The sequence below is a fragment of the Caloramator sp. E03 genome (genome assembly GCF_006016075.1).
Lineage (GTDB): Bacteria > Bacillota > Clostridia > Clostridiales > Caloramatoraceae > Caloramator_B.
Map to the genome: position 1 here is coordinate 1,007,216 of NZ_CP040093.1, position 24,264 is coordinate 1,031,479.

22 protein-coding genes, 1 pseudogene and 1 riboswitch are annotated in these 24,264 nt (G+C 31.1%); of the genes and pseudogenes, 10 read left to right on the forward strand and 13 right to left on the reverse strand.

The features are described from left to right. The first annotated feature begins 80 nt into the window (after window positions 1–80). On the forward strand, window positions 81–569 hold the full coding sequence (locus tag FDN13_RS05185; RefSeq protein ID WP_138979222.1) for a heme-degrading domain-containing protein: 489 nt from the start codon (window positions 81–83) through the stop codon (window positions 567–569). A gap of 57 nt (window positions 570–626) precedes the next feature. Further along, a complete protein-coding gene (locus FDN13_RS05190; RefSeq protein ID WP_435369331.1) occupies window positions 627–1,406 on the forward strand; it encodes a DeoR/GlpR family DNA-binding transcription regulator in 780 nt (259 codons plus the stop codon). A gap of 419 nt (window positions 1,407–1,825) precedes the next feature. On the opposite strand, the gene FDN13_RS05195 is transcribed toward FDN13_RS05190, so the two are convergent. Genes FDN13_RS05195 through FDN13_RS05205 form a run of 3 tightly spaced genes read right to left on the reverse strand, consistent with a single transcriptional unit; the run spans window position 1,826 to window position 4,592 of the window. Beyond that, window positions 1,826–2,590 (reverse strand): hypothetical protein, encoded by a 765-nt coding sequence (locus tag FDN13_RS05195; RefSeq protein WP_138979223.1) that lies wholly within the window; start codon window positions 2,588–2,590, stop codon window positions 1,826–1,828. A gap of 59 nt (window positions 2,591–2,649) precedes the next feature. Then, complete coding sequence (locus FDN13_RS05200; protein WP_138979224.1) at window positions 2,650–3,693, reverse strand: Gfo/Idh/MocA family protein; 1,044 nt, start codon at window positions 3,691–3,693, stop codon at window positions 2,650–2,652. A gap of 29 nt (window positions 3,694–3,722) precedes the next feature. Further along, the gene (locus FDN13_RS05205) at window positions 3,723–4,592 is read right to left on the reverse strand and encodes an SDR family oxidoreductase (RefSeq protein WP_138979225.1); all 870 of its coding nucleotides are present in this window, start codon (window positions 4,590–4,592) and stop codon (window positions 3,723–3,725) included. Window positions 4,593–4,900: 308 nt separating this feature from the next. On the opposite strand from FDN13_RS05205, the gene FDN13_RS05210 reads away from it, so the two are divergent. The 4 genes from FDN13_RS05210 (at window position 4,901) to FDN13_RS05225 (ending at window position 9,196) form a co-directional block, all read left to right on the forward strand. After that, complete coding sequence (locus FDN13_RS05210; protein WP_138979226.1) at window positions 4,901–5,455, forward strand: hypothetical protein; 555 nt, start codon at window positions 4,901–4,903, stop codon at window positions 5,453–5,455. Window positions 5,456–5,558: 103 nt separating this feature from the next. Further along, entirely contained in the window at window positions 5,559–6,635 is a 1,077-nt protein-coding gene (locus tag FDN13_RS05215) for a GerAB/ArcD/ProY family transporter (protein ID WP_138979227.1), read from the forward strand. Then, window positions 6,632–7,723, forward strand: coding sequence for a Ger(x)C family spore germination protein (locus tag FDN13_RS05220; protein WP_168190078.1), 1,092 nt, complete (start codon window positions 6,632–6,634; stop codon window positions 7,721–7,723). The genes FDN13_RS05215 and FDN13_RS05220 overlap by 4 nt, the downstream gene beginning before the upstream one ends. Before the next feature lie 9 nt (window positions 7,724–7,732). Further along, on the forward strand, window positions 7,733–9,196 hold the full coding sequence (locus FDN13_RS05225; RefSeq protein ID WP_138979229.1) for a spore germination protein: 1,464 nt from the start codon (window positions 7,733–7,735) through the stop codon (window positions 9,194–9,196). A 981-nt stretch (window positions 9,197–10,177) separates the two neighbouring features. Here FDN13_RS05225 and FDN13_RS05230 read toward each other — a convergent pair. After that, a complete protein-coding gene (locus FDN13_RS05230; protein WP_138979230.1) occupies window positions 10,178–11,086 on the reverse strand; it encodes a transposase in 909 nt (302 codons plus the stop codon). A gap of 316 nt (window positions 11,087–11,402) precedes the next feature. Here FDN13_RS05230 and FDN13_RS05235 point away from each other — a divergent pair, with 316 nt between their 5' ends. After that, complete coding sequence (locus FDN13_RS05235) at window positions 11,403–11,657, forward strand: SHOCT domain-containing protein (protein ID WP_207670909.1); 255 nt, start codon at window positions 11,403–11,405, stop codon at window positions 11,655–11,657. Window positions 11,658–11,761: 104 nt separating this feature from the next. On the opposite strand, the gene FDN13_RS05240 is transcribed toward FDN13_RS05235, so the two are convergent. Next, the gene (locus tag FDN13_RS05240; protein WP_138979231.1) at window positions 11,762–12,532 is read right to left on the reverse strand and encodes an alpha/beta hydrolase; all 771 of its coding nucleotides are present in this window, start codon (window positions 12,530–12,532) and stop codon (window positions 11,762–11,764) included. Window positions 12,533–12,619: 87 nt separating this feature from the next. Further along, window positions 12,620–14,290 (reverse strand): glycosyl hydrolase family 18 protein, encoded by a 1,671-nt coding sequence (locus FDN13_RS05245; protein WP_168190079.1) that lies wholly within the window; start codon window positions 14,288–14,290, stop codon window positions 12,620–12,622. A 307-nt stretch (window positions 14,291–14,597) separates the two neighbouring features. On the opposite strand from FDN13_RS05245, the gene FDN13_RS05250 reads away from it, so the two are divergent. Together FDN13_RS05250 and FDN13_RS05255 are read left to right on the forward strand one after the other, a co-directional pair. Beyond that, the gene (locus FDN13_RS05250; protein ID WP_138979233.1) at window positions 14,598–14,924 is read left to right on the forward strand and encodes a hypothetical protein; all 327 of its coding nucleotides are present in this window, start codon (window positions 14,598–14,600) and stop codon (window positions 14,922–14,924) included. Between the two features lie 221 nt (window positions 14,925–15,145). Then, on the forward strand, window positions 15,146–15,946 hold the full coding sequence (locus FDN13_RS05255; protein WP_138979234.1) for a ZIP family metal transporter: 801 nt from the start codon (window positions 15,146–15,148) through the stop codon (window positions 15,944–15,946). Between the two features lie 188 nt (window positions 15,947–16,134). On the opposite strand, the gene ribH is transcribed toward FDN13_RS05255, so the two are convergent. The 5 genes from ribH to FDN13_RS05280 all read right to left on the reverse strand — a co-directional run bounded on the left by ribH (window position 16,135) and on the right by FDN13_RS05280 (window position 20,112). After that, window positions 16,135–16,596, reverse strand: a complete 462-nt coding sequence (ribH, locus tag FDN13_RS05260; RefSeq protein ID WP_138979235.1) for a 6,7-dimethyl-8-ribityllumazine synthase — start codon at window positions 16,594–16,596, stop codon at window positions 16,135–16,137. Continuing rightward, a complete protein-coding gene (locus FDN13_RS05265; RefSeq protein ID WP_138979236.1) occupies window positions 16,583–17,800 on the reverse strand; it encodes a bifunctional 3,4-dihydroxy-2-butanone-4-phosphate synthase/GTP cyclohydrolase II in 1,218 nt (405 codons plus the stop codon). The genes ribH and FDN13_RS05265 overlap by 14 nt, the downstream gene beginning before the upstream one ends. 12 nt (window positions 17,801–17,812) lie before the next feature. Then, complete coding sequence (locus FDN13_RS05270; RefSeq protein WP_138979237.1) at window positions 17,813–18,454, reverse strand: riboflavin synthase; 642 nt, start codon at window positions 18,452–18,454, stop codon at window positions 17,813–17,815. Window positions 18,455–18,458: 4 nt separating this feature from the next. Beyond that, entirely contained in the window at window positions 18,459–19,550 is a 1,092-nt protein-coding gene (gene ribD / locus FDN13_RS05275; RefSeq protein ID WP_138979238.1) for a bifunctional diaminohydroxyphosphoribosylaminopyrimidine deaminase/5-amino-6-(5-phosphoribosylamino)uracil reductase RibD, read from the reverse strand. Between the two features lie 70 nt (window positions 19,551–19,620). Continuing rightward, window positions 19,621–19,740: riboswitch (FMN riboswitch) on the reverse strand. 42 nt (window positions 19,741–19,782) lie between these two features. Continuing rightward, entirely contained in the window at window positions 19,783–20,112 is a 330-nt protein-coding gene (locus FDN13_RS05280; RefSeq protein WP_168190080.1) for a methyl-accepting chemotaxis protein, read from the reverse strand. Window positions 20,113–20,277: 165 nt separating this feature from the next. Between FDN13_RS05280 and FDN13_RS05285 the strand changes: the two genes are divergently transcribed. Beyond that, window positions 20,278–21,990, forward strand: a complete 1,713-nt coding sequence (locus tag FDN13_RS05285; RefSeq protein WP_138979184.1) for an IS1634 family transposase — start codon at window positions 20,278–20,280, stop codon at window positions 21,988–21,990. A gap of 124 nt (window positions 21,991–22,114) precedes the next feature. On the opposite strand, the gene FDN13_RS05290 is transcribed toward FDN13_RS05285, so the two are convergent. Beyond that, a complete protein-coding gene (locus FDN13_RS05290; protein WP_138979240.1) occupies window positions 22,115–23,830 on the reverse strand; it encodes a methyl-accepting chemotaxis protein in 1,716 nt (571 codons plus the stop codon). A gap of 95 nt (window positions 23,831–23,925) precedes the next feature. Next, window positions 23,926–24,201, reverse strand: a pseudogene (gene tnpA / locus FDN13_RS05295) (IS200/IS605 family transposase); the annotation flags it as partial. Window positions 24,202–24,264: the final 63 nt, after the last annotated feature.

Here is a 24,264-nt window from a genome sequence, read left to right on the forward strand (position 1 = left end):
TTGATTATTGTTTATTCTTATTATATATTATTATCAGACAATTATCAATATAAATAATAAAATTAAACATGGAGGTTTATATGGAAAAACTTGAAATTAAACTTAATGAAATTGAAAAGCAAGAAAAAGAACTTCAATTTGATTATTTCAGCAGCGATTCTGCTTTAAAAATAGGTTTGATAATAATTGAAAAGGCTAAAATATTATCTAAACCTATAGCTATTGATATTACAAAAAATTCTAATAAACTTTTTTATTATTCCTTTGATGGAGCATCTCCCGATAATTATGAATGGATAAAAAGAAAAAACAATGTGGTAAACAGGTTTTTTAGAAGCTCACTTTATATTGGAACAAAACTTAAATTAATTAATAAGACTATAGAAGAAAAGTATTTAATATCTTCAAAAGAATATGCTCCTTTTGGAGGCGCATTCCCAATTATAATTAAAAATACCGGCGTTGTTGGAACCATTACAGTATCAGGCCTTTCTCAAGAAGAAGATCATAATTTAGTTGTTGAATCTATAAAAGAATATTTAAAGTTGCTTCAAAACAATAAAGAATAATAAATTTTATCTTGTAAAAAACATTTTAATGCTGAATAATTATATTAAGCAATTAATATGGAAAGGAGCAGTATAGTGTTTCCAGAAGAGAGATTAGAAGAGATTCTTAAAATATTAAAATCAGAGGGAAAGTTAAAGGTAAAAGATTTAAGCATAAAATTTAATGTCACTGAGGACTGCATCAGAAAAGATTTAAAAGTTCTCGAAAACAAAGGATATCTAAAAAGAACCTATGGCGGAGCTGTGCTTTTTAGAGAATCCGCTCATGAGCAGGATATAGTTTCAAGAAAGGATATAGATATATCCTCAAAGACAATAATAGCTCAAAAAGCCTTCGATATTATTGAGGATAGAGAAACAATATTTCTCGACATATCAACTACCAATATTATACTTGCAAAGCTTTTATCAGAAAGCAGTAAAAATATTACTGTTGTTTCAAATATGCTTGAAGTGATTAATGTTCTCTCAAACAAGAACAATATAACTGCAATATGCATAGGAGGAATATTAAATAAAAATCTTAATGGTTTTGTCGGTGCAGCATCAATTGAATTAATTTCGAAATATAAATTCGATAAAACCTTTATAGGAAGCTGCGGAATTGATGTTTTTGATAAAAGCATTACAACCTTTCAAATAGAAGACGGTATAACCAAATCATCTATAATAAAAGCCGGAAAAAAGAATTATATCGTTATGGAAAAAAAGAAGTTTTATTATGATGGCAATTATAAATTCGCTTCCTTAGATGATATAGACAGCATTATTACAGATGAATTAATAGATGATGATATTAAAAATATACTAATTGAAAACGGCATTGAGATAATTTAGCATATTTTATTGATTTTTATCAAAAATTTAATCTCACAATAAAAACCGGTTAAATATCCGGTTTTCTTTTTTGCCATATTTTTTATATTTAAACTTAATGTTTTATATAATTAAAACTTTTAAGCAGCATAATTAACTTAAATAACTATTTTTATTTTTGTACGATTAAAAAGATAAATTTGCCCTTTTGTCTTATCAATTGGGCTCTAATTGCTGCAATATTGATCATTTCAGCTGTTTCAAATTTTATAATTATAATTTATTCTATTAGAATAGTAAAAATGAAAAAAAGCTCAAAAAAGCAAGAAAGAGCTTACTGCATTATATCAGCAGATAGCCCCCTCGGATGCTAAGCTTAAAAAACAGCATGAAGAGCTAAGTGCTTTAGAGCACCATCTCCAAAAAAGCTTAGTTTCATATTATAAAATATCCATTGCTGCAAACATTCCATCTCTTACTGCCTCAAGGACCTTTGCAGGTTTTACGCAATCTCCAATAGCTCTAAACATTGCAACAGAACCGCGTAGGCTTTCAACAACATCTTTTTTGGGTTTCATGCCAACAGCATAAACTACTGTATCTGCCTCATAAAAGATTTCTTTGCCATCTTTATCTTTTACTGTAATACCATTTGGGTAAATGCGAATTTCATCTAAAACCATTAGTGGAAAACGTGCACGATTTTCAAGGCTTCCACCATACTTATCTTTACGTTTGTTGGTAAGCGGTGATAAAAACTGTGCCAGAAGCCAGCCATGGCCGCCATGGATCATAACCATGTCAAATCCAAAATCTTTTGCAGCAGCTACTGCATTTGCATAATTATTTGCTACTTCCATCATCATCTCTTCATCCATTTCTTCAACTACAATGCCATCTTTACGAACAAAACCTGAAGGTCCAATTGGATTTTTGCCATCTTTTATTGTGGAAGGATGATTGGCATTGCCAACGTGATTGAGCTGTATTGAAGCAACAGCTCCATGGACTTTAATTGCCTCAGTAAGAACTACAAGAGATTCTATATGATGTACTGTAAGATGTGGACTTACGATATCCAGGCTGTGATCATGACGGGCAGCCCTGTCAAAATCTACAAATGTCTCTGTAACTGTAACTGCAGCAAATCCACCTCGTGCTAGGAAAAGATGAATTAAAATAGTTCTAAAATAAATGTTGGGCATAATCCCAACATATTTTTTATCTTTTCATTTATTTAACAATGAATCACATTTAACTTACTTCACTTTAATGGGTTTTCATAAGCTTCTTTAATTATTTTCTGGCATTTTAGACCATCTTCAAATGAAGCGGCAATACCTATATCCTTGTTTTCATAAATTGAATTTGCAAAATTTATTATTGATGCAGTATGTGCACTTTGAAAATATCCAAGCACATTTCTCTCATCAGGATAAAATTGCATATCCTCTGCGATGTCTGGTTTAACTAGTTTTACCATATTTTCTTCATTTAAAAAGATTTCAAGAACATAAGGATTTTTAAAATTTAATTTCATACTTCCTTTGGTACCGTAAATTTCAAAACTATCCCTTTGATCAGCTTCAGCAAAAATCCTTGACACCTCTATACTTCCTTGAACTCCATTAAAAAGTTTAATATCGCAATATGCAATTTCATCAACAAAGCTTCTTTCTTTAAAGTAAATTCTTGTTTTTGAATCAATTTTTTCAATTTCACCTAAAGTAAAAAAAATCAAATCAATTAGATGGGCACCTAAATCTAAAAGTGCTCCTCCTCCTGAAGATTTAAGTGTTCTCCAAGTTCCTTTTTTGTTGCTGTTTAAATAACTTTTATGATATATTTTTATTTTAAAATCAATAATATCACCAATTGTTTTATTTGCTATCTCTCTTTTTAAAAGCCTAACAGCAGGAAGAAATCTGTACATAAACGCTACTGCATTTTTAACATTGTTTTTATTAACAGCCTCTGTCATTTTTAAAGCATCTTCATAAGTAGATGCCAAAGGTTTTTCACAATATATAGCTTTATAATATTGTACTGCCTTTTCAACATATTCTAAATGTGAATCATTTGGGGTACTTATGCTTATAAAATCAATACTTTCATCTTCCAAAACTTCTTGAACATTAATACAATTTTTTACACCAGGAAGTTTTATTTCACAGGGTTTTCTCGTAACAACATACTTAAGATTTAATGTAAAAGGTAAATTATATCTTAAATTAGCATCGTAAGCTGCTAAAGCATGGGCTTTTGCAATTGAACCAAATCCAATTATAGCAAAATTTATACTTTTCATTTTCACTTCACACCCTTTATTTATATATTTTATTTGAGATTTAACTTATATTCTTTAATACATCTTGTTATTGCATCTTTTGTTGACGGAAAAACTATACCATACTTGTTTATTTTTGATGTATCAAGTCTTACATCCCTGGGGAAGTTTTTATACTTTTCTTCATCTTTTATAAGTACTTCATCAATCCTGCTCGATAACCCCATTTCAGTTAATATATGCTTTACTACATCATATCTGCTCATATCATTAGAGCTGCCAATATGATATGTGTCATAGGGAATATCAAAAACCTTAATAATATTTTCAACCATATCATAAATATATGTCATTCCTCTAAATTCATTAGGAGATGCATAGATCCTTTCCCCTTTTATAAGCGTAGATACTGTTTCCCATAATATATTTGATGCCATCCCCATATTTCTTTCGGGCATTCCAAAAAGCCATGTAAATCTTAGTATCCAATACTCACAAATAGTTTCTTTTATTATCTTTTCTGCCTCAAGTTTATTCTGACCATATACAGTATTAGGTACAGGAATATCTTCTTCACTATATGGCCCCATCTTTATATTCCCGTTAAAAACCTGCTCACTGCTTATAAATACAAGTTTTGAACCAAACTCTCTACATGCTCTGGCTACAAAAGCAGTACCATCAACATTGACTTTCCTTGCAATTTCAGGGTTTTTATTACAAAATTCAGTAACTGCAATTGCTGCTGCATGTATTACATAATCAGGTTTAAATCTTGAAAATACTTCAAATACCTTTTCTTCATCACATACATTAAATTCCTCTTTCCCTAAAGATAAAATTTCATATTCATTTTTATATCTCTCATAAAACCTTGTAGAAAAGAATCCCTTACCGCCTGTTAATAAAATTTTTTTCATTTTCCCACTCCTGTTCTTTATTTGTTTTTATTTATTATTATTGTGTATTATAATTATACAATTTTCAATATTGCTATAAAACTTATATAACTAAGTAGCCGCATGTAAAAAAATAGAAAGGAATAAAATATGTTTCCTAATTTATAATAACATTGAATTAATTTAACTTTCTCTTGCAATTTGAATATTTGTAAAACTTATTTTTTAAATGAATTACATCATATAAACGCTATGTAGACATATTATGACATATTATGATATAATTATATAAGAAAAATTTGCTAAATATCGACAATCTGGAGGGGTTTATGTCTATAATATTAGGCATACTTTTAGCTTTAGCTATAATATATAGAATTTATATTTCATTAAAAAATCTCATTCGCATTCTTTTAAATCCTAAATTTTATATTGCATCTTTAATTCTTTACCTGTACGTCAAAATAGGGTTAAAAATATTATCATTTACCGATAAAATTTTTAATACTATTTTTCCATATTCTTCAGATGAAAACTTTTTTGTTGAACTTATCAATATAATTTTTTATTTATCTGTTATGGGTATAATAATATACATATTAGGAAAAATTTATTATAAAGCCTCACAAAGAAATAGCAGCCTAATGTTACCAATTTATTTTATGCTAATACTTTTAAGCTTAGGTGCTATTGCTTTTAAAGTATACAATATGACTTCAAATTCAAGTAATAACAATAGGGAATTCGTTGACCCACATTGGGTTAACGGATATAAAAGAAAGGATGGCACATTTGTTAATGGATACTGGAGAGATGGAGACGGGAATACAAATATAAATCTTGACAAGGAACACGGTGGAGGATATTATCGCTGGAAATCATAAAAAATTATAATTATATTTTAAGCAAATCAGAGTTAAAGCTGATTTGCTTTTTTTATGTATATGAAAATATTAATCTGAAAAACTAATAAAAGAAGGTGATTCTATGAAAAGGTATAACAATGAAATTACTTGTTTTCAATATATGTATATAATTCAAGGTGCTATGATTGGTGTTGGAATACTTTCTCTATCTTCATCTGTATGCAAAAGTGCCCAGCAGTCAGGATGGATTAGTGTGCTTTTAGGTGGAATCTATCCAGTGTATATTGTTATTGTTTCATCTTTAATTTATAAAAATATGAGGTACATAAATTTTTATGACCTAAATAAAAAAATATACGGAAAATATATATCTTATATATCTTACTTTATATTTATCTTGTATTTTATATTCTTTAGTGCTCTTATTCTTTCTGGTTTTACTAACGTACTTACTTTTTCAACAGTTAAATTTTTACCTTCATATATGATTACTGCTATTACTTCTTTTGCTATTTATATTTCTATAAACTATGGCCTTACATATATAGGTAGGTTATCAGAAATTATTTTTCCTCTTACAATATTACTTCTTTTAATTCCACTATACTTTATTAATATGGGGGATATTACTAATCTGCTTCCTTTAATAAGCAGCTACGAAGGAATAATAAAAGCAATGCCTGATACGCTTTTTTCTTATTCAGGAATTGAAATATGTTTTTTAATAATACCTTTTATATCAAAAAAGAAAAATATAATTAAATATGGAATTATCGGTAGTATAATTACTATCATAATGTATACAGTAACGGTTTTACTTATAATAAACTATTGTGGTTGGAAGTTAACTTCAAAACTTCAATATCCTTTTCTATATCTTGTTGCTGGTGCTGATATCCCGGTATTATCAAATTTTGAACCAATATTTATATTCTTTTGGGGTAATAAAGTGTTTCAAACTATTTCAGCATGTAGCTTTACAAGTTCTTATTTGATATCACAATCGTTTAATATAGATTATAATTATTGTTCGTTAATAGTATGTGTATTAATATTTTTAACATCTTTCTTTTTAATACCTGAATCAAACCGATCTAAAATAATAAATATTTCTCTTCCCTATATGATAATAACTATTTTTCTATGGTCTTTGCTTACATTACTTTTAAGCTATATAAAAAGAGGTGCATCAAAGTGAAGCACATCAAAATTATAATATTTATATTTCCTATTATTCTTTTATCAGGATGCTACGATAGAGTTCCAATTGAAAGGACTTCAGTTGTATCCGGTTCAGCACAAGACATTATTGATGATAATCTTCTTTCAGCTTCATTAGAATATCTTATTTTTACTGGTAAAGAAAAAATATCCAAAACAGTATCAACTCAAACAGGTCAATCAATATATGACATATTTAATAAAAGATTGCTTGAGGCTAAAAAAACTTATTTAACAGGAACCATAAGATCTTTAATCATAAGTGAAGATAGAGCAAGATATGGAATTGATGATATAATTGATTCTTTTATGCGGGATCAAGAAAGAAACATAAATACAACTGTTGTTGTTTGTAAAGATAAAGCTGTAGACATAATTAAAATAGAACCTAAGGAGTCAAATACAATGTCTAGTGAGATAGAAGATCTTATAAAATCATCCTACCAAACAAATTTCAACCAAAGAGATACTAATATAAAGGATTTATATAACATGAGGTTTCAAGAAGGTAGAAGAATTATGCTACCTTATATAGAAAAGTATAAAGATACAGTAAAAATAAGTAGTGTAGCTGTATTTGAAAAGGATAAAATGATATTTAAAATTCCAAGCGAGGATGTAAAATATGTAAATTTAATAAGAAATCATGATACGCTTGGATATCTCAATTTTAGCGGTGAAAAGCCTTTAGAATCATTTGATATATATTGCAAAGTAAATAGAAAAGTAAAAGCTGATATTAAAAACGATAACATAAACTATAACATAAAAATAACTCTTAATTCCTTAATTAAAGAAAACAGTATAAATAAATTTAAAGAGATGGATAAAAAAACTATAGATACAATTCAAGATACCTATTCAAAGGAACTAAAGTCAAAACTTGAAAGTATTATTGAAAAGTACAAAAGTAATTATGGTGTTGATGTTTTTGATATTCAAAAATATGCTGTTGCAAAATTAGGAAAAGATAAAGCTGACTATGTTTCAAGTAAATTTAAGGATTCTAATATCAATATAGAAGTAAAAATAAAAATTAACTCTATTGGAAGAGTTATAAGGTAGGTGTATTGAATGAATGAACAACTTAAAAACGATATAAAAGATAATTACAATCAAATTTCATCTAATATATCATCAAATTTCAATTTTATAAAAAGAGAAATAACTATATTCAAAAATATAATTTGCTATATATTATACATCTCTGGGCTTTCAGATAAAAATGATATACAGGATAATATTATAAAACCTTTACTACAAACTGATAATACTGAATTAATTAATTCACAGAATATAATGCAGGAATTAATTAATAAATATATATATTCTTCTGAAATCGAAAAATCTTCTTCCTTGCCAAAAATATGCTCTGAATTAATAAACGGCAAATGTGTAATTCTTATACAAAATCAAACTGAAGCTATTATATGTAATACTGTAAGCTCAAAATATAGACAAATTCAAGAATCAACAACTGAAAAGTCAATACAAGGTTCAAAAGAAAGTTTTGTTGAAAACATAGATGTTAACATAGCATTACTTCAAAGAAAGTTAAAAAACTCTGATTTTAGAATAGAAAGATTTGTAATGGGTAGCAAGACTAATACAGAAATTGTATTAACTTATATTGATAAAATAATTGACCCCACAGTACTTGATAAAATAAAGTCCAAAATTTTAACTATTTCAACTCCTGCTCTTTTATCTCCAGGATTTCTTGAACAATTTTTTGATGAAAGGACATACAATATTTTTCCAATGAGTAAAATTACAGAAAAACCTGATAAAGCTGCCTTTGACCTGCTTGAAGGGAAAGCAGTGATATTCATTTCAGAATGTCCAAGTGCTTTAATAGTTCCAGCAACATTTATTGAGTTCTTTCAAGGTTTTGAAGATTATTCTGACAAAACAATAATTGCTTGCTTTTCAAGGATTCTAAGATTTATTGCAATAATTACAATTATAATACTTGAACCAATATACCTCATTCTTTTATATTATAATCCTGAGCTTTTTCCTTATGGTCTTATAACTATAGTAATTTCATCAAGACAAAATATCCCCCTACCTCCTTTGCTTGAAATACTTGCAATGGATCTTGCAGTAGAAATCCTCCGTGAAGGTGGTATAAGGCTTCCTAATCCAATTGGAACAACCCTTGCAATTGTAGGTGGTATTGTAATCGGAGATTCAGCTACAAAAGCAGGTTTAGTTAGTTATACAACTCTGTTTATAGTTGCGATTACAGTTATTTCTACATTTATAATCCCAAATTATCAAATGGCATTAACTATAAGATTTTTACGCTTCCCTCTTTTAATATTAAGTCAGTTTTTGGGATTTTTTGGATTACTTATTGGATTATATTTAGTAGTAATAATATTAATCAAACTTGAAATTTTTGGAGTCGCATATCTTGCTCCTGTTGCACCATTAAGATTTGTTGACATGTATGATTTAATAATTAGAGCTCCGCTTAGAAAAGTACTATTGCAACCACGAAGCTTAAAGCCAAGCAAGAAAACAAAAAAGTAAGGTTATATAGGGGCTCTACGCCAATAGTTAGGGTGGCAATTTATTCAAATGTTCACCCAACCTCTGAGTATTTTGGGACGATTAGTGTGAAAATGTCCATTTACAAAAAAGGAAAAAAGTTCAAGACAGGGGACGGTTACTTATTTCATACACAATATCTGCAAAATCAGGGGTACATGTATAAAATATTATATCTATTATTTAATATAATAAGTAACCGTCCCTTCTGTTACCTTTGAAAAAACACAAACTTTTTCATTCCGTCGTTGTGGCTACTTTTAGTCATGACCTGTTAGTGTGAAAATGTCCATTTACAAAAAAGGAAAAAAGTTCAAGACAGGGGACGGTTACTTATTTCATACACAATATCTGCAAAATCAGGGGTACATGTATAAAATATTATATCTATTATTTAATATAATAAGTAACCGTCCCTTCTGTTACCTTTGAAAAAACACAAACTTTTTCATTCCGTCGTTGTGGCTACTTTTAGTCATGACCTGTTAGTGTGAAAATGTCCATTTACAAAAAAGGAAAAAAGTACAAGCCAAGGGACGGTTACTTATTTTATACAAATATCTGCAAAATTAGGGGTACATGCATAAAATATTTTATCTATTATTTAATATAATAAGTAACCGTCCTTTCTGTTACCTTTGAAAAACCACAAACTTTTTCATGCCGTCGTTGTGGCTACTTTTAGTCATGACCTGTTACTTATTAGTTAAAATATAAATAATATTATTTTAAAAATTTATTTACTCCATCTTTAATAATCCCAATTCACTTTATTATATATTAATTATCTTGTTCTTCATGTAGTCATTAATGTCTGTTCTAGATTTTATGAAATATATTTTTAATTCATTTAAGAATAGCTTGTCCAATATCTTAAGTTTATATCTTTTTAATTTCTTTTCATTAAATTATATTGTGATATTTTGGAAAACAATTTATATAATAGCCTTTTTTATTAAAAATTTATATGTATTGCACTAATATATCATTTACTATATTTTTATATTTCTCTTCCTTTACAAGCTCCCTCCCAAGGGAACATAGCTTTGAAACGTTAGATTGCCCCATATTCCCAAGTATCCTGCATATATCGGCACATCTTAAATCACAAAACTTTCTTAACACAAAGCATAGTATTGCCTTCGCTTCCTTTGCCTCCTTTGCCCGCTTTATCCTTAGCATTAGCTTATCTACGTTGAATTTTTGTGATATTAATTCTATTATTTTATCAGGGGATAGATCCCTTACAAGGATTGTTCTCATGCTCCTATACTCTGTTCCTTCTTTCTTAAACTCTTCCCTTTGCGCATCAACAATACTTTTTACTTTAAATACAAAGTCTTTGTATATAGCCCTTGCTGTAGCTTCCTTTAGGCTAAACATGGATAATATAAATTTGTCATCTATAAGCTCAAATTCATCTGTCTTTTGCCCTAAGAATATGCCTAAAGATGAAAAGCGGTAATCCTGTGGATTTTTATCGTAGCCTTTTAGGTCTGTTGCGTTAAAGTGAACGTAGGCTGTTAAGGCAAAGAGGTATCTATCATCCTTTACGATTAAGCTTTTGAACCTGTCTTGAAAGAGATGGCCACTTCTTTCATACCTTTTATTAAAATACATGGCATATTTATAGTTTATAAAGTGCATTATTTTTGAGATATCTGCACCGTTTGCATCTATAATAAAATGAGCATGATTATCCATAAGGCAGTAGGAATAAACTCTAAATTCGAACTGTTCTTGGGCTTTTTTCATGTAGTCAAGGTATTTTATTTTATCCTTATCGTCTTTGTAGAGGAGAACTTCGGATATGCTTTTTACCATAACATGATAAATAGAATCATAGCTTTTTTGCCTTGCCATTCTTGGCATAAAAAAACACCTCCAACTTGGAATATATTTTTAGTATTATTTTTCCAAGTTGGAGGTTTGTTTATTCATAGAATTGATGTGAATTTAGCTAAAATGAGTAACCGTCCCGGAAATTCATTCAATAAGTCTAAAGCCAAGTAAAAAGAAAAAGAATTGATTTAATGTATAATTTATAAATATATTCATTCTATTATTTAAATAAAAAAATATTATCTAGTTTAATATTAAAATTTATAATCTGTTCATAATTTTTTACACAATTTCTTCACATCTTTGAATTATTATTAAAGTATAAAATATTCGGAGGTGTTAAAAAATGTTCAGATGTGCTTCAATTAGTGGTTTTGGATTTAGAGGTGTTAATTTTATGATGATGATACCTATGATTTTATTTTTTATGCTATTTGTATATTTATTTTTAAAACTACTTAATTCCAAAAATCTTATCTTAAGTGACTCAATAGCTTCACATTCAAAGGCACTTGATATCTTAAATGAAAGATTTGCAAGTGGTGAAATAAGCGAGGAGGAATATAAATCTAAAAAGAAAATAATTTTAGATAAGATCTGATCTAATATTCAAACTTAATATATTAAAGTTTTGAGAAACAGTTTGTTTCCATGAGCAATACTAAAATACAAGTATTGCTCATGGATTTTTATATATAAAAAATCTTATTTAAATTCCCCTTTGAAGAACTCCACAGTATATTCTAACACTTCATCTTCCCAATCTTTTCTGTTAAAGGTATGATCTGCACCTTCAACTATGTGAAGTACCGATTTTACCCCATAGATGTCAAGATATCTTTCTGATGCACTAAGGGGTACTGTCATATCCTTATCCCCATGAAGTAATAAAACGTTTTTATCAAAGGGTGAAGCCTTGCCATATATATCAAGATTTAACACATCATCTATAAAATCTTTTCCAACAAGCAGTCCTCCTGCATCGTAAAATCCAATTTCTCTTACTTTATCAATTTCTTCCTTAGTCCTTTGAGCTGTAATAATTTCCCCCATATTTCCTGCAGGTGCCCAAAGGCATAGAGATTTAATATCATCTTTGCATTCTCCTGCAAGCATGCTTGCAACAGCACCTCCCATGCTAAGCCCTAAAACTCCAATTCTTTGTAAATCTGCAAATTCCAATGATTTTGCATAGGATAGAATATCCTTTGCTTCTTCAAGCTCCCCTGACAGTGTCATGTCAATAAAATCTCCATCGCTCTCTCCGCTTCCTCCAAAATCAAATCTAAGGCTTGCTATTCCCTTTTTTTCAAGGAGCCTTGAAAGCTTTACAAATATAAAATGGGGCTCCATTTTATTTCCTGTAAAACCATGAAAAATGCAAACAACAGGGATTTTCCCCTTAGTATTTTCAGGATAATGAAGCATTCCCCTTAAAGTAAGATTTCTGCTTTTAAGTTCAACTGCCCTTTGCATATTATAACCTCCCCTTTATTTATTATTAAGCTAATTTTACAGATAAAAGCTATGCACAGGATTTTTATTTTTATGCACAACTTTAAACTATTTACTTAATCTATCCTTTATTGTTTTAAGCATATCCTCCGTTTCATAGTAAAGCTGCCATGCTGCTAATCCCTTTAAATTATATTTATTTAACAAATCAATTCTCCATGATAGAGTATCCTTATCCTCAACCCATGCAGCATGTTTCAAATTATCCTTATAATATTCAGCAATATATTGCTTTACTAGTTCATCATAATAAGCTGTTCCATTATTTTCACTTATTCTATCCTTTAAAGTCTGAAGTTTTAATGATTCGTAGCCTACAACAAATCTTTTGTTAGTATTTGCTTTAACTAAAGCTCCTGATTCAAAGGGTATATAATATATATTCTCTTCTTTTTCATCAGTAACCTTGTAAAATTTTTCTGAGGAAGAAATATATTTAAAAGTTCCATATTTAATATATTTGTTTTTTACTTCGTCATCAAAAACTTCTGATGTATAAGCATCTCCCTTTTTGAGGAGTACTACTGAATCATAGGGTAAATTTACATCTATCACTGCATAATCGTAGGTATAAAATGGAACTCCAAGCATAAGCTTATCCTTAGGCACTCCAAGATTTAAAGTTTCAGAAATAGCTTTTTCAGTCCAATTATATGAAGCTACAGAGCCTGCCTCCTTAAAGGAACCTCCATGTTCTCCATAGGCCATAAGTATCATGTAGTTACAATATTTTGAAAGCTCTGCCCTATCATAAAAATTACAGGAAGATACTTCAGGCCTTGTAATGTCTATTGATATTAATAAATTGCTGTATTTTGCCCTATTATAAAATTTTGAAACAAAATTAGTAAATCCATCTTTATTAGATAGTCCAAGCCCCTCAAAGTCTATATTTATTCCATCTATATTATAATCTGCAGCATATTTTATAATCTTATCTATTATAATACTGCTTAAAGTATCATCTGAAAAAATCTCACTTGCCCTTTTAGGGCTGCTCTCAAAAAAGCTTGCCCAAACCTGATACCCGTTTTTATGAGCTGTCTTTACAAAATCACTATCCCCCTTATCAACTACATCAATAGTATCTTCTTTAAAAGACAGCTCAAACCATGTGGGACAAAGAACATCAAGCCCTGTATCTGTGCTTTTTCTATTAACATAGTCCTTTTCATCATCCATAAATCTTTGATTATACTGCTTTCCATTTACATATATAAATCCAAGAGTTATATTATCTTTAAAGCTCATTCCTGTAAGTATCTGTGCACTTTGCTTTGGGATATATCTTAATTTTCCATAAAAATCTATTTTATAATAATCTCCTATCTCACCAATTGTTTTATAGCTTTTGCCTTTTATTGCATATCTTTCATCTAAATCTCCATTAGTGGATAGTAAAAGCGGTATATCCTCTTTCACAGATACATATACACCTAATTTGGGAGGAATATATTTTTTTACATAGCTTGAATAAATATATCCCTTTGGTGTTTTTAAGTATTTACCTGAGGTTCCTATTATGTCAACTATCTGACCTTTATTAAGGCTTCCTGTAATTTTCCCTTTTGAAGAGGGGGTTTTTCTTATGTACAATTTTTGTGCAACGACTATAGCCTTATAGCTTTGAAATTTAGCTGCGGCAAAGGCCTGAAAATTGATTTGAAATAGAAAAATCAAAGTTAAAGCTATAATTAATGATGATTTTAATCTTTTCAATTTTTTATCCTCCCATGAATTGAGATACAATTATATTTTACACTAATTAGTATAATGTTTCCAACTTATATTTAAACTCATATTTGGCTCAATCTTTTTTGAATTTAAGATATTTAATTTTTTTGCAATTAATATTCGTAAACAACCACCAGATAAAGGTAAAAACGCATAAAGACATAAAGTTTATTTTATTTTTAGGAATTCAGGGAAATATGAGTCTTAAACTAAAATATAATATTTTATGATATTTATCAAACTCCAGTAATATAGTATAATATCAATATAAACTTCTGAAAGGGCGGTACATATGGAGGAATTATTAAAGCAGTTAATCGTAGAAGTAAAAGGAATGAATACAAGGCTTGATAAGATTGAGTCAAGACTTGACAGGATGGAAACAGACATTAAAGTATTAAAAGAAGATCAACAGTTGATGAAATCTCAGCTTAATGAAAACACAAGTATACTTAAGGCATTAGAGCATAAAGCCGATATAAATAAAGCTGAACACGACAACTTTACTATTCAACTTGCAAGAATCGAAGGCTCTGTTAATGAAATTAAAAGTGAAGTTGTTAAGGGGCAGGAAGCCTATAATTTTGTGCAGGGAATTAAAAATATTTTAGTTAAGTAAGGCTTTAAGGCCTTTTTATTTTGAAAATAAATCTTTTTAAAAGCAAATCAAATTTAATTTTGTTTCTCTCAAAAAATCATTAATACTAAATTATTTTCACATCATTTTAATATATTCCCATGTAAATATTTTAAAATATATTTTCTTAAAACACTATGCACAAAAACTTGTAACACATTTTCCCTTTCGTAAATATTCTAAATTATTAGGGGGTGGTGTTTTTGAACATACTAAGCAAATTTTCACCAGTAATTTTAGCGCTGTTTGCAACTTTATTTACTTACTCTGTAACAGCTCTTGGGGCATCATTAGTATTCTTTTTTAAAGATGTAAATAAAAAAATTTTAAATTCAATGCTTGGCTTTTCAGCAGGTGTTATGATAGCTGCAAGTTTTTGGTCCCTATTATCCCCTGCTATTGAAATGTGCAAAGGCAGCAATCAAAGCCCAGTAATTCCAACAGCCTTAGGCTTTTTGCTTGGGGGGCTCTTTATATACTTTACAGATATATCAGTTAATAAAATAGATGTTTTCAGGGAAAAGGAAGAAAATAATAAATCATGGAAGAGGATGTTTCTTTTAATACTTGCAATAACCCTTCATAATATCCCTGAAGGCCTTGCGGTTGGAGTTGCCTTTGGTGCTTTAAAATTTCAAAGCACTCAATCTGTGCTGATTGCTGCAATATCCCTTGCAGTAGGAATTGGTATACAAAACTTCCCTGAAGGGGCTGCTGTATCCCTTCCCTTAAGGCGTGAAGGAAGTTCAACCTTTAAAAGCTTTATGTACGGTCAGGCTTCAGCAATAGTTGAGCCTATCGCCGGAGTTATAGGAGCTTACCTTGTAACTTTTATAAAAGCAATCCTTCCCTATGCCCTATCTTTTGCAGCTGGTGCAATGATATATGTAAGTGCAAAGGAGCTTATACCGGAATCCCAGTCGGAAGGCAATGAGGGAATTATAAGCATTGTAACTTTAATAGGATTTGCAATAATGATGGTTTTAGATGTGGCCTTAGGATAATTGTATTATTTTTGAGCGAAATAAGTAACCGTCCCCAGGCCTGTCCTTAAATTCCCAAATGGGACGGTTACTTATTTTATGTATTTTAATTCACTTTCTATATCCACATTCTCCGGTGCCTGGCACCGGAGAATGTGGACCAGATAATAACAAAAAAAGGCTGTGAACTACACAGCCTCTCTTTATTTTTATAACTGTTTTAAAAGGTTTGCCATCTCTATCCCAGCGATTGCAGCGTCATAGCCCTTGTTTCCTGCCTTTGTTCCTGCTCTTTCTATGGCCTGCTCTATTGTATCCGTCGTTAAAACCCCAAATATTATAGGCACTCCAAGCTCTAAGGATGCATTTGCAATTCCCTTTGAAACTTCGCTTGAAACATAGTCAAAATGAGGAGTTGCTCCCCTTATTACTGCCCCAAGGCATATTACGCTGTCGTACTTTTTAGATTGTGCCATCTTCTTTGCAGTAAGGGGTATTTCAAAGGCCCCTGGAACATAGGCAATATCTATGTTTTTTTCTTCTGCTCCGTGGCGCAAAAGTCCATCCATTGCCCCTGATAAAAGTTTTGAACCTATAAACTCGTTAAACCTTCCCACTACTATTCCAAATTTAAGTCCTGTAGCTATAAGTTTTCCTTCATATGTTGCCATCCTGCTCATCCTCCATTTTTAAAATATGTCCCATTTTTTCCTTTTTAGTTTTTAAATAAAACTCATTTTTTTCATTCCTGCCTGTTTCTATAGGAACTCTTTCTACTATTTCAAGCTCATAGCCTGAAAGCCCTGAAATCTTTTTAGGGTTGTTAGTCATAAGCCTTATTTTTTTAACTCCAAGGTCTGATAATATCTGGGCACCAATTCCATAATCCCTTAAATCCGCTGGAAAGCCAAGGGCGATGTTTGCCTCAACAGTATCCATTCCCTTATCCTGAAGCTCGTAGGCCTTAATCTTATTTATAAGCCCAATGCCTCTTCCCTCCTGCCTCATATATAGTATTACTCCTCTTCCCTCTTCATTTATTTTCTTTGCAGAAAATGCAAACTGCTCCCCGCAGTCGCACCTTAAAGAGCCAAAGACATCTCCAGTTAAGCATTCAGAGTGAACCCTTACTAAAACCGGCTCCCCATCGTCAACTTTACCTTTAATAAGGGCAACATGGTGCTCTCCGTTTAATTTATTTACATAACCTATTATTGTAAAATCGCCGTATTTAGTAGGAAGATTAGCCTTAGCCTCTCTTACTACGAATTTCTCTGTTTTTCTTCTGTAGGCTATAAGGTCAGCTATAGTTATAATCTTTAAACCATGCTTTTTAGAAAACTCAATAAGCTGGGGAACCCTTGCCATTGTTCCGTCATCATTCATTATCTCGCATATAACCCCTGCAGGATAAAGCCCTGCAATTTTGGCTAAGTCAACAGCAGCCTCTGTATGTCCTGCCCTTACTAATACTCCTCCTTCCCTTGCTTCAAGGGGAAATACATGCCCAGGCCTTTTAAAATCCGAAGGCTTTGAATTCTCATCAAGAACCTTCTTTATAGTGGCGGCCCTTTCAATGGCAGATATACCCGTTGTAGTATCGCATGAGTCGATTGATACTGTAAAGGCTGTTTTATGAATATCAGTGTTGTCACTAACCATTGGAAAAATCTCAAGCTCCCTTAGCCTCTCTCTTATAATTGGCATACATATAAGCCCTCTCCCATACTTTGCCATAAAGTTTATGCTCTCAGCAGTAACCTTTTGTGCCGCCATCAAAAGGTCTCCCTCGTTTTCCCTGTTCTCGTCATCTACAACTATTACCATTTTGCCATTTTTTATATCTAAAATTGCTTCTTCTATGGTATTGAACATATCATCACCTCTTTAAATCAGGAATCCATTGTCCCTTAAAAATTCCATGTCTAATCCTTTTTTAGAATTAAACTTCATCATCTTCTCAACATATTTTGAAAGAATGTCACACTCAATGTTAACTTCATCCCCAGTCTTTTTATAAAAAAGAACTGTACTTTGGAGGGTATGGGGTATTATTGAGACTTTAAAAGTAAAATCATCAACAAATGCAACTGTAAGGCTTATTCCGTCAATTGCTACTGAGCCTTTATAAACTATATATTTTAATATTTCAAAGGGCGCTTTAATTTCAAACCATACTGCAATCTCATCCCTTTGAATGCTCTTAATAGTCCCGACTCCATCAACATGGCCGGATACTATATGCCCCCCAAAGCGGTCTGATAGCTTTAATGCCCTTTCAAGATTTACACAGTCGTTTGGTTTTAAGTTTTTAAGGTTTGTTTTAATAAATGTCTCTGTCATTATATATGCAGTAAAATTATTTGAGCTGTAATCCGTTACCGTAAGGCATACTCCGTTTACTGCTATGCTGTCACCAAATTTCACATCTTCTAAAACCTTATCCGCGTTTATTATTAATTTTGCTGATTTTTCGCCCTTTATTATTTTATTTATCTTTCCAATCTCCTCTACAATTCCAGTAAACAAACTATCACCTCTTTATATAGCCCTCGTAAAGTATGTCTTCATCAAAGCTTTTAATGTTTATGTCTTCTATTTTTACAGCATCTTTTATAAACTCAAATCCCTCTCCTTCAACAGGGGTTTTAGAGCTTTCTCCTCCTATTATTTTAGGAGCGATAAATATCATAACCTTATCGACTACTCCTTCCTTTAGAGCGGAAAAGTTCAAAGTTCCTCCTCCCTCTAAAAGGACGCTGTCTATATTAAGCTCCCCGAGGGATTTTATAAGATACTTAATGTCTACTTTGTTATCCTTAAGGGGGGTTTTAATTATATAAGCTCCGAGATTCTTTAGTTTTTCTATTTTATTATTATCTGCATATTCGCTGCAGGCTATTATTGTTTTGGAAACTTTAGTATCAAGAACATTGGAATTTAAAGGTATTTTAAGGTTTGTATCTACTATTATCCTCGTTAAATCCTTTATAACATTTCCTTCTTTTCTTGCTGTAAGGTGGGGATTATCATTGATTACAGTGCCTATGCCAACCATTATTGCGCTTACCCTTTGTCTTACCTTATGTACATATTCCCTCGATTTTTCATTTGTAATCCATTTAGAGTCTCCGCTAAAGGATGCTATCTTTCCATCGAGAGTCATTGCACTTTTTAATATTACAAAGGGAGTCTTTGTTGTAATATATTTTATAAATATTTCATTAAGCTTTCTTGCCTCATCTTCCATAACTCCAAGTCTTACATCTATTCCGCTTTTTATAAGCTTTTCAATTCCCTTCCCTGAAACAATAGGGTTAGGATCCCTCATAGCAGCAACAACCCTTTTAATTTTCTTCTCAATTATTGCATCTGCGCAGGGAGGAGTTTTTCCATAGTGGCTGCAGGGCTCTAAAGTAACATAAAGGGTTGAACCTTCAACATCATCCTTTGCATTTTTAAAGGCGTTTATCTCTGCGTGGGGCCCTCCATAGCGCTCATGATAACCTTCACCAATAATCTTTCCCTCTTTAACAATAACAGCACCTACAAGAGGATTAGGGTTTGTATAGCCCTCACCTAATTTTGCAAGTTCTAAGGCTCTTTTCATATATAACTCGTCCATTAAATCACCTCAAATAAAAAAGCTCTGAAGATATTATCCTCAGAGCACAAAAAATCTATACATAAACATGCACCTCCTTCTTCCATCCAGACTTTACTGTCGGCTCTGGAATTTCACCAGAATCTGCAGCATAATGCTGCTCGCGGGCTGTACCGCCGGTCGGGAATTGCACCCTGCCCTGAAGGATAAATATATAATTTTATAGATATTATACCACTAACATATCAACAAATCAAATTTTAAATCTTTGTATCATCTCATTTAGTTTTTCAGCAGCCTCATTCTGGCTGTGGATAGATATAGCAACTTTCTCTATTGCCTTTGTAGTTTCATTAACGTTTTCCATAATCATCTGAGCCTGTTCGCCTGTCTTTTGAGAATTTGCCGCCATATTAGCAGCTGCATCGGAAACCTGCCCAACTGTAGCTGTAAGCTCTTCTGACATAGCAGCTATTTCCTGTGACATTCTGCTTACAAAATCAGCATCCTTATAATACTGCTTTCCTGTTTCACCATATACTTTAAATTGCTGCCTTACATTGCTGTTTATAAAGTTTAGCATGTCACTGTTAGCCTCAATGCGGGTCTTTGACAGTTGCAAGACAAAAAAAGTGCCTTAAAGCCTTGATATAGGCTTATTTTTTTGTCAAATTTTAAATTTTTATAGTGCACAATGTGTAACAATGTGTTATAATATAGATATAAATATATGAAGAGATGTGAAAAAATGAGATTACAAATTGTTAAATCAAAAAATGCAGCATCCTTATATGTAGTTAAATCTGTTTATGAAAAAGGCAAGCGTACATCAAAAGTAGTTGAGAAGCTTGGCACTTATGATGAACTTTTAAAAAAACTAAACGGACAAGACCCTATAGAATGGGGGAAGAGGTACGTTGAAGAGTTAAATAGAAAAGAAAAAGAAGAGAAAAGAGAAATATTAGTAAAATACTCGCCTGTTAAACAAATTAACAAGGACGAACAGCATACTTTTAATGGTAGTTACTTGTTTTTACAAAAAATATATAACGAGCTTGGGCTGCAAAATATCTGTAAAAATATTTCGGATAAACATAAATTTAATTTTAATCTAAATTCAATACTATCAAGATTAATTTATGCAAGAATTATTTATCCATCATCTAAGCTTGCTACATACGAACTATCAAAAAAATTTATTGAGCAGCCTGATTTTGAGCTTCAGCATATTTATAGAGCTTTAGAAGTGATTTCACAAGAAACAGATTTTATTCAGTCAGAATTATACAAGAACAGTCTTAAAGTTTGCAATCGTAATAAAGGAGTTCTCTATTATGACTGCACCAACTATTTCTTTGAAATTGAACAGGAAGAAGGATTAAAACAGTATGGAGTATCGAAGGAACATAGACCCAATCCAATTGTTCAAATGGGACTTTTCATGGATGGAGACGGCATCCCCCTTGCATTTTGTATAAACAAAGGTAATACTAATGAACAAGTAACTTTAAAACCTTTAGAGCAAAAAATTATATCCGAATTTGGGCTTTCAAAATTTATCATTTGTACAGATGCAGGGCTTGCATCTACAGCAAACAGAAAATTTAATAATATACAAAATCGAGCTTTTATTACTACACAATCTATTAAAAAATTAAAATCACATTTAAAAGAATGGGCGTTAGACCCCAAAGGATGGCATCTTAGCGATTCAGACAAAGTATATAATTTAAACGAAATTGACGAAGAAACAGATATTAATAAAATTTTTTATAAGGAACGCTGGATAAAAGAAGACGGGCTTGAACAAAAACTTATTGTAACATTTTCCTTGAAATATAGAAACTATCAAAGAACTATAAGAGGTAACCAAATAGAGAGAGCTCAAGAGGTTATTGATACCAATCCTACAAAATTGAAGAAATGTAATGCTAATGATTACAAACGCTTTATTTCAAAGACTCACTGCACACCTGACGGTGAAGTAGCTGAAAAAGAATTATACAGCATTAATGCTGATTTAATAGCACAAGAGGCAATGTATGATGGTTTTTACGCAGTATGTACAAATATAAGTGATGATGCTGCCGCAATTATAAAAATTAATAGAAGGCGTTGGGAAATAGAAGAGTCCTTCCGTATTATGAAATCAGAGTTTAAGGCAAGACCAGTATATTTAAGAAGAGATGATAGAATAAAAGCGCATTTTACAACTTGTTTCATTTCCCTGATGATATATAGGCTATTAGAAAAAAAGCTTTCAGAAAAATATACGTGTAGCGATATTATATCAGGACTTAGAGAAATGAATTTTTATGAGATTAAGAATGAGGGCTATATTCCAATATATACAAGGACCGATTTTACAGATGATTTACATGACAAATTTGGCTTTAGAACGGATTATCAAATAATTAATATGAAACAAATGAAAAAAATTTTTAAAGACACGAAAAAATAAAAAACATTGTTCACTTTTTTGAAAAGTATAAAAGCCTGAGAGCCCTTGATATTCAATGGTTCTACAGGCTTTTTGCTTCGCGCAACTGTCAAAGATGAGATTATACCACTAACATATCAACAAATCAAATTTTAAATCTTTGTATCATCTCATTTAGTTTTTCAGCAGCCTCATTCTGGCTGTGGATAGATATAGCAACTTTCTCTATTGCCTTTGTAGTTTCATTAACGTTTTCCATAATCATCTGAGCCTGTTCGCCTGTCTTTTGAGAATTTGCCGCCATATTAGCAGCTGCATCGGAAACCTGCCCAACTGTAGCTGTAAGCTCTTCTGACATAGCAGCTATTTCCTGTGACATTCTGCTTACAAAATCAGCATCCTTATAATACTGCTTTCCTGTTTCACCATATACTTTAAATTGCTGCCTTACATTGCTGTTTATAAAGTTTAGCATGTCACTGTTAGCCTCAATGCTTTCCTTAAATGCTCTTTGAACATTTACAATCGTCTCCTGAATATTTTTAACAGCCTCCGATGACTGCTCTGCAAGTTTTCTAACCTCATCAGCAACAACTGCAAATCCTCTTCCCATCTCTCCAGCCCTTGCGGCTTCAATTGCCGCATTAAGAGCAAGAAGGTTTGTCTGCTCTGCTATGCTTCCTATTGTATCTGCCATAACCTTTATATTGTCTACTATTTTGCCTTTCTCAATCACATTTTCCATAAGCTTTTTCTTTTCTTCAAATATTTTTTCGTTATCTTCAATTGCTCTTTCGCTGTTTTTTTGAACTTCAAAGGCCCTTTCTTTAAATTCATTTGCGTTATTGCTTCCTTCTAAAGCTTTTTTTGAAAGTTCATTTATGCTCGCATCTACCTCTTCAATAGAAGCGTTTATCTCCTGTGTTGCTGCTGTTGACTCCTGCATAGTTCCTGCTATGCTGTTTATCGCCTCATCTATTTCAATGGATTTTATGGTTAAATCTTCAATGGCTGTGGATAAATCCTTGGAGGAAATTTGTATCTGATTTGAGCTGTCCATTATCATTTTTATAAAGCCTTTAATGTTTTCCTGAGCAGTATTTAAAGACTCTGCAGTCTGCCCAAACTCATCCTTCCTTTTTATAATAACAGGCTGAGAAAAATCGTAATTTGATATCCTTTGTGCAAAGCTTTTAATTCCCTCAAGAGGAGAAACGATGTTTTTACTTACTATGTATGCTAAAAGAAGTATTATAATAAAGGCTATAAATGAAGTTATGGCAATTATATATGTAATGGTTTTGAATAATTCTATATTGCTAGAATTATCATTTTTAGCAACTTCATCGTTTATTTCAATACACCTTTGTATCTTTTTGAAAATTGAATCGGTTACTGGTTTAAGCTCAGTATTATAGGCTAATTCTGCATTATTAAAATCATTGTTTTTAACAAAGGTTCTAACCTTGTTAACCTTATCTGTGTATTTTGTCAAATCGTTTTTAAATTCCTCATAAAGCCTGTCCTCTTCTTCAGTTCCAGGCATAGTATCATAGTGCTGAATAGATTTATATATTTTTGAAATAGAATCATCTATATTTTTAGAAATCTCATCTGTTTTGCTGCTATCCTTTTCATATATAAGCTTTAAAACATCCGCTCTTACTTGCTCCATATTCCCTTTAATTTCATACAAATCCTTAATAGATAACAAATTCGTGCTGTACATATAATTAGCTGAGGTGCTTATCTTTTTTGTGCTTATTATTCCAATAACTCCAATAGATAATTGAAAAATGAATACCAAAACAAATATGGATGTAAGCTTTTTTCTAACACTTAAATTTGTAAAAAATTTCATGTTTCTACCCCCTTTTCTCATATTTAGTTGCATATAACATAATATCCTCTTCACCCAAACTACCTATTTCTGTATTTGCTGTTTATATTTCCTCATTTTTCATATATCATTATGCTACTCTTACTTTTTAAAAATCCCATAAAACTTGATACTCTCATTTTGGGTGGTATTTCTACTAGCATTTGTATATAGTCTGGGCATACCTCAGCTTCTATTATATTTACTCCTTTCCAATTACATAATTATCTTAAAATTGCTCCTATTTTCAATCTTTTGTCTCCATAAAATGCTTTTCTTCTATATTTCGAAGCAAAATATGTAATATTTATAATTCATTTAGTACATGATAAACTATGAATATCATTATTCATAATAACAATAAGCTCCAAGTGATTTTAAATTTGTTATTGACAGACAACAAATTTATTTTATCA